At 65.0% G+C, this 6087-nt stretch carries 6 protein-coding genes; all 6 read left to right on the top strand.

Annotated elements, in window-relative coordinates:
- Nucleotides 1–869: homogentisate 1,2-dioxygenase (locus WAN71_RS14040; protein WP_422225917.1), on the top strand; the 869-nt coding region annotated here is incomplete at its 5' end.
- Nucleotides 870–901: 32 nt separating this feature from the next.
- Nucleotides 902–2077: an alpha/beta fold hydrolase gene (locus WAN71_RS14035; protein WP_422225919.1), complete on the top strand. Its 1176-nt coding sequence runs from the start codon at nt 902–904 to the stop codon at nt 2075–2077.
- A gap of 50 nt (nt 2078–2127) precedes the next feature.
- Entirely contained in the window at nt 2128–3333 is a 1206-nt protein-coding gene (locus tag WAN71_RS14030; RefSeq protein WP_422225916.1) for a CaiB/BaiF CoA transferase family protein, read from the top strand.
- Between the two features lie 47 nt (nt 3334–3380).
- Complete coding sequence (locus WAN71_RS14025; protein WP_422225918.1) at nt 3381–4277, top strand: hydroxymethylglutaryl-CoA lyase; 897 nt, start codon at nt 3381–3383, stop codon at nt 4275–4277.
- Nucleotides 4277–4933: a TetR/AcrR family transcriptional regulator gene (locus WAN71_RS14020; protein WP_422225915.1), complete on the top strand. Its 657-nt coding sequence runs from the start codon at nt 4277–4279 to the stop codon at nt 4931–4933. Before WAN71_RS14025 ends, WAN71_RS14020 begins: the two co-directional genes overlap by 1 nt.
- An 11-nt stretch (nt 4934–4944) precedes the next feature.
- Nucleotides 4945–6087: acyl-CoA dehydrogenase family protein (locus WAN71_RS14015; protein WP_422225914.1), on the top strand; the 1143-nt coding region annotated here is incomplete at its 3' end.

Genomic DNA, 6087 nt, shown 5'->3' with positions numbered 1-6087 from the left:
GTGGGCCGTTGTTGATGTTCGCCAACCCGGACTGCCGCATCTCACTCTCTCGCCGGCAGGCGCCGATGCCGTTTTACGCGCGACACGTCGACGGCGATCTGCTGTGCTTCGTACACCAAGGCGCCGGCCTGCTGGAGACCGAGTTCGGGCCGCTGCGCTACCGCCAAGGCGACTGGGTGTACATCCCCAAGGCATGCACCTGGCGCCAGGTACCCGACGCCGAATCGACGCTGCTGATGATCGAGGCCAGCGACGAGTTCCGCGTCCCGCCGCCCGGTTCGCTGGGCCGGCATTTCCCCTTCGACCCCTCGCAAGCCGTCATCCCCGAGCCCAAGCCCGTCGAGGACGATGCTCGCGACGAGTACGAGGTCCGGCTAGTCCACGAGGGCGGCCCGACGACGCTTTTTTACCAACACAATCCGCTCGACGTCGAAGGCTGGCGCGGCGACAACTTCGCGTTCACCTTCAACATCGCCGACTACAACGTGATCACCTCCGACAGCGTCCACCTGCCGCCGACCGTGCACCTTTTCATGCAAGCCACCGGCGTGTACGTGATGAACTTCCTGCCCAAACCCGCCGAGGGTGTGCCGGGCACCGAACGCACACCGTGGTATCACCGTAACGTCGACTACGACGAGATCGCGTTCTTTCACGGCGGTTCGCTCTACGGCATCCCGATGCCACCAGGGCTGATTACCCATGCGCCGCAAGGGGTTCACCACGGCGCGCCGGAGAGGGCACGAGAGCGGGCCCGCCGCAAATTCGACGAACACTCCCGCGTCGACTGGCAAGTGATCGCGATCGACACCCGCCGGCGACTGACCCCGTCAGCCGAGCTGCTGGCACACGACCTCGGACAGCACTGATGAAGCGCGCCGGCGACGATGCAGAACGAGCTGTGAAACACGACTACGACCGCATCCCCTATCTCGTTGCGTTTGAGAACAATTCCGGCGTCCGAGATGTCTACGGCGGACTGGCCGAAATTACTGTGCTGGAAAGCTATCTGCTCAAGCCGAAAGACAAACCGTCCGACACCGTGCTGGTGTTCATGCATCCGATCGGCGGCGGCGCGTACCTGCCGATGATCAACGCACTGGCCCGGGCCGGTCACCACGTCATCTACTGCAACAGCCGGTTCCGCGGCACCGATTCGGCGTTGTTGATGGAGAAGGTGGTCGAGGACCTCGGCGCGGCGGTCAAGGATGCCAAGGAGCGCCTGGGCTATCAGAAGGTGGTGCTGGCCGGCTGGAGCGGAGGCGGCTCGCTGTCGGTGTTTTACCAACAGCAGGCCCAGCACCCGACGATCACGTCGAGCCCGTCAGGTGACGGACCCGATCTCACCAAGCTTGATCTGCCCGCAGCCGACGGCATCATGCTGCTGGCTGCACACATCAGCCGGCACGGCACGCTGACCGAATGGTTGGACGCGTCCATTCTCGACGAATCCGACCCCACCAATCGCGACCCGGAACTGGACCTGTACAACCCGGACAACCCCAACCGACCGCCTTATAGCGAAGAGTTCCTGGCCCGCTACCGGGAAGCGCAGATCAGCCGCAATCGGCGTATCACTGCCTGGGTCAAAGAAAAGTTGGCCGAACTGAAAGCCGACGGCCGCCCCGACGACGAGTTCGGATTCGTCGTGCATGGCACCATGGCCGACCCGCGGTGGCTGGATCCGAACGTCGATCCGAACGAACGCACCCCGGGAACCTGCTATCTGGGTGATCCTCAAGTGGTGAACATGAGCCCGGTCGGGCTGGCCCGGTTCTCCACCCTGCGTAGTTGGCTCTCGCAATGGAGCTACGACGACGCGCACGGCGACGGGGTGGCCTGTGGACAGGACATCGCGGTGCCGGCGTTGGTGATCGGCAACCTGGCCGACGACGCCTGCACACCCAGCCACACCCGACGCCTGTTCGAAGCGATCGGCCATCCGGACAAGGAGATCCACGAAATACCAGGCGCCACACACTATTACGCCGGGCCGGATCAACGCGACAAGTTGCGCGCGGCCGTGGAGATCGTCACCGACTGGCTGGTCCGCCACGACTTCGCCGGGGCGCAATGACGACCACCGCCGGCGACGATGCAGAGCGCAGCGATGGGGAGGAGCGGCGCATGACCGTAGTCGGACCACTGGACGGCATCCGGGTGCTCGAACTCGGCACACTGATCGCCGGTCCGTTCGCCGGCCGACTGCTCGGCGACATGGGCGCCGAGGTCATCAAGGTGGAGCCACCCGGGGCACCGGATCCGTTGCGGACCTGGGGTCAGGCCGAAGTCGACGGGCACCATGTCTTCTGGACGGTGCATGCGCGCAACAAAAAGGCCATCACGTTGGACCTGCGTCGCCCCCACGGCCGCGAACTGTTCCTGGATCTGGTCGAGAAATCCGACATCGTGGTGGAAAACTTCCGTCCGGGCACCCTGGAGAAGTGGAACGTGGGTTACGACGTGCTCAGCCAACGCAACTCGGGCATCATCCTGGTCCGGGTGTCGGGCTACGGGCAGACCGGACCCGACGCACACAAGGCCGGCTACGCCTCGGTGGCCGAAGCAGCCAGCGGGCTGCGGTACCTCAACGGATTCCCCGGCGGACCGCCGCCCCGGCTGGCGCTATCGCTGGGCGACAGCCTGGCCGGCATGTTCGGCGCCCAGGGGGCGTTGGCCGCGCTGTACCGCCGTAGCGTCACCGGGCACGGCCAGGTCGTCGACGTTGCATTGAACGAATCATGCTTGGCGGTGCAGGAATCCACGATCCCCGATTACGACGCCGGCGGTGTGGTGCGCGGTCCGTCAGGCACCCGTCTAGAGGGCATCGCACCGTCGAACATCTACCGCAGCGCCCACGGCTCCTGGGTGGTGATCGCGGCCAACCAGGACACCGTGTTCGCCCGGCTGTGCCGAGCGATGGGCCGCCCGGAGCTGGCCGCCGACGACCGGTTCGCCAGCCACGGCGCCCGCGGCCGCAACCAAGACGAGCTCGACAATATCATCGGAGCCTGGGCCGCCGAGCGGGAGCCTCGCGAGATAATCGAAACCCTTTCCGCCGCAGGCGTGATCGCGGGTCCGATCAACACGGTCGCCGAAGTGGTCAACGACCCGCAGCTGCGGGCACGCAACATGCTGGTCGGGCATTACGACGAACGACTCGCGCGGCCCGTTTTGGGACCAGGCATCGTGCCGGTGCTCTCGGAGTCTCCGGGCAGGGTTCGCAATGCCGGCCCGGCGCGGCCCGGACAACACAACGACGACGTCTACATCGGGCTGCTCGGCAAGACCGCCGAGCAGCTCGCGGAGCTGCGCGCCGAGGAGGTGCTATGAGCGCACCGGCGACGATGCAGAGCGAAGCGATGAGGAGGAGCGGTGCCGTGATGAAGCACGTGGATATTCGCGAGGTGTCGCTGCGCGACGGGTTGCAGATCGAAAAGCCAATCCCGTTGTCGGCCAAGCTGGAACTGCTGGCAGCCGTGGCCGCGACCGGGGTGCGCGAGGTAGAGGCCACCGCGTTCGTCTCGCCATCGAAGGTGCCGTCGATGGCCGATGCCGCCGAGCTTGCCGCTGAGCTGCGCAACTACCCCGACATCGAGTTCTCTGCACTGGTAGCCAGCCCCAATGGCGCCAGGCGGGCCGTCGCGGCTGGGCTGCGTTCGATCGAATACGTGGTGTCGACCAGCGACGCATTCAGCGCGGCCAACGTCGGGCGCAGCAGTAAGGAGGCCACCGATCAGATCGACGAGATCGTCGCTATCGCTCACGACAGCGACGTCGCCGTCGAGGTTATCGTCGCCACTGCGTGGGACTGCCCGTTCGAGGGACCCACACCGCCCCGGCGCGTCCTCGACATCGCCGCAACAGCGCGCGATCGGGGCGTTGACCGGTTTTCGATTGCCGACACCATCGGAACCACCACCCCGGGAAGGGTGAGTTCGCTGATCGCACAATTGCGTCCGATCATCGGCGAGCTCCCGCTGGGCGGACATTTCCACAACACCCGCGGTGCCGGACTGGCCAGCGCCTACGCCGCCGTCAGCTCCGGAGTCACCCGGCTCGACGCATCGGTCGGCGGGCTGGGCGGCTGCCCGTTCGCTCCGGGCGCTACCGGCAATATCGCCACCGAGGACCTAGTGTACCTATTGCACGACAGCGACATCGACGTCGATATTGACCTGCAGACCACCATCAACGCGGCCGAAGTAGCGAGATCGGTTGTCGGCCATGACTTGCCGGGTGCTCTGCTGCGAGCCGGTGACCGGATCAGGACCTGATGACCGCCCCGGGAGCAACACCGACGCTGACCGCCAAGGGCCGCCAGACCCGGGCAGCTATCGAGCAGGCTGCCCGTAAGCTGTTCGCTGAGCGTGGTTTTCACGGCACAACCCTGGCCGACATCACATCGGCGGCCGGAAAGTCAGCAGCGGTCTTCTACCGCTACTTTGCCGACAAGGAAGACCTACTGGCCGCCTTAGCCGAGTCCTTCCTGCACGACGTCGTAACACCGTCCGGGTTGAACCTGCACCTGCCGGACTCAGCCCCGCGAGCGGGCGGTGCCCCCACCGATGACGATGGCTTTTTTACTTCCGTCGTCACCGGTTACTGGAACATGTTCAAGCAGAACATCGGGATCATGATCGCAGTCGCGCAATTGGCGGCAACCCAGCAGCGGTTTGCGACCGTGCAAAACGAATTCCGACGGTTCGGCATGGACATCGTCGCGGCCTCGGTGCGACGCGCCCAACAGCACGGCTACGCATCCGACCTCAATCCCGAGCACATCGCAGCCGCCATCGCCTTATTATTCGAAAACTTCACCACTGTGTTTGTCACGCCGTCCGGCGCTGGGAGCCTGGGCGTCGAGATCAGTGACGAAGACGCCATCGCGACATTGTCGACGGTCTGGAAGAAAACCCTGTACGGCGCGTAAGGAGCTCAGAGATGGATTTCACCTTGCCAGAACACCTTCCGGGGCTGCTCGCCGACATGGACGCGTTCATCGAGCGGGATATCGCCCCGCTGCAAGCCGAGCACATGCAGTACTTCGACCAGCGTCGCGAGCATGCCCGCACCGACTGGGAAAACGACGGCATCCCGACCCGCGAGTGGGAGGATCTGCTCTCCGAGATGCGCCGGCGGGCCGACAAAGCCGGCTGGCTGCGCTACGGGTTGCCGGCGTCGCTGGGTGGCCGCGACGGCACCAACGTCGATATGGCTGTGATCCGGGAACAACTGGCGCACAAAGGTCTTGGCCTGCACAACGACTTGCAGAACGAAGCGTCGATCGTCGGGAACTTCCCGCAGGTGATCATGATGGAACGCTTCGGCACCGACACACAACGCGCATTGTGGTCGGAAGCGTTGATCACCGGGGAGCGCTCGATGGCCTTCGGGCTCACCGAGCCGCAGCACGGCTCGGATGCGACGTGGCTGGAATCGCACGCCAAACCCGATGGCGATGAGTGGGTGATCAACGGTTCCAAGCGGTTCAACACTGGCGTGCACCGTGCCACGCATGACTTGATCTTCGCCCGCACGTCCGGCGAGGCCGGGCAAGCCCGGGGGATCACCGCGTTTCTGGTGCCCACCAACGCCCCCGGATTTAGCGTCCCGTATTACTGGTGGACATTCAACATGCCCACCGACCACGGCGAAGTCGAGCTGAATGATGTGCGGGTACCCGCCGACGCGGTACTCGGTGAGGTCGATCGCGGGCTGGATGTTGCGCAAACGTTCCTGCACGAGAACCGAATTCGGCAAGCAGCCAGTAGCCTCGGCGCAGCGCAATACTGCATCGATCGAGCCGCTGAATATGCCGGACAACGTACGGTGTTCGGCAAGCCGCTGGCGGTCAATCAGGCCGTGCAGTGGCCGCTGGCCGAGCTGCAGACCGAGGCCCAGATGGTGCGACTGCTGGTGCAGTACGCGGCCTGGCACTTGGACCGCAACCACCACATGGAGGTCTCCGACAAAGTGTCGATGGCCAACTATCGCGCGAACCGACTGGTCTGCGACGCCGCCGATCGTGCCATGCAGGTCTTCGGCGGCCTGGGTTACAGCCGCCACGAGCCATTCGAGCACATC

Origin of the sequence: Mycobacterium sp. (assembly GCF_049280035.1) — a bacterium.
GTDB lineage: Bacteria > Actinomycetota > Actinomycetes > Mycobacteriales > Mycobacteriaceae > Mycobacterium.
This window is presented reverse-complemented; position numbering and strand designations above follow the sequence as displayed.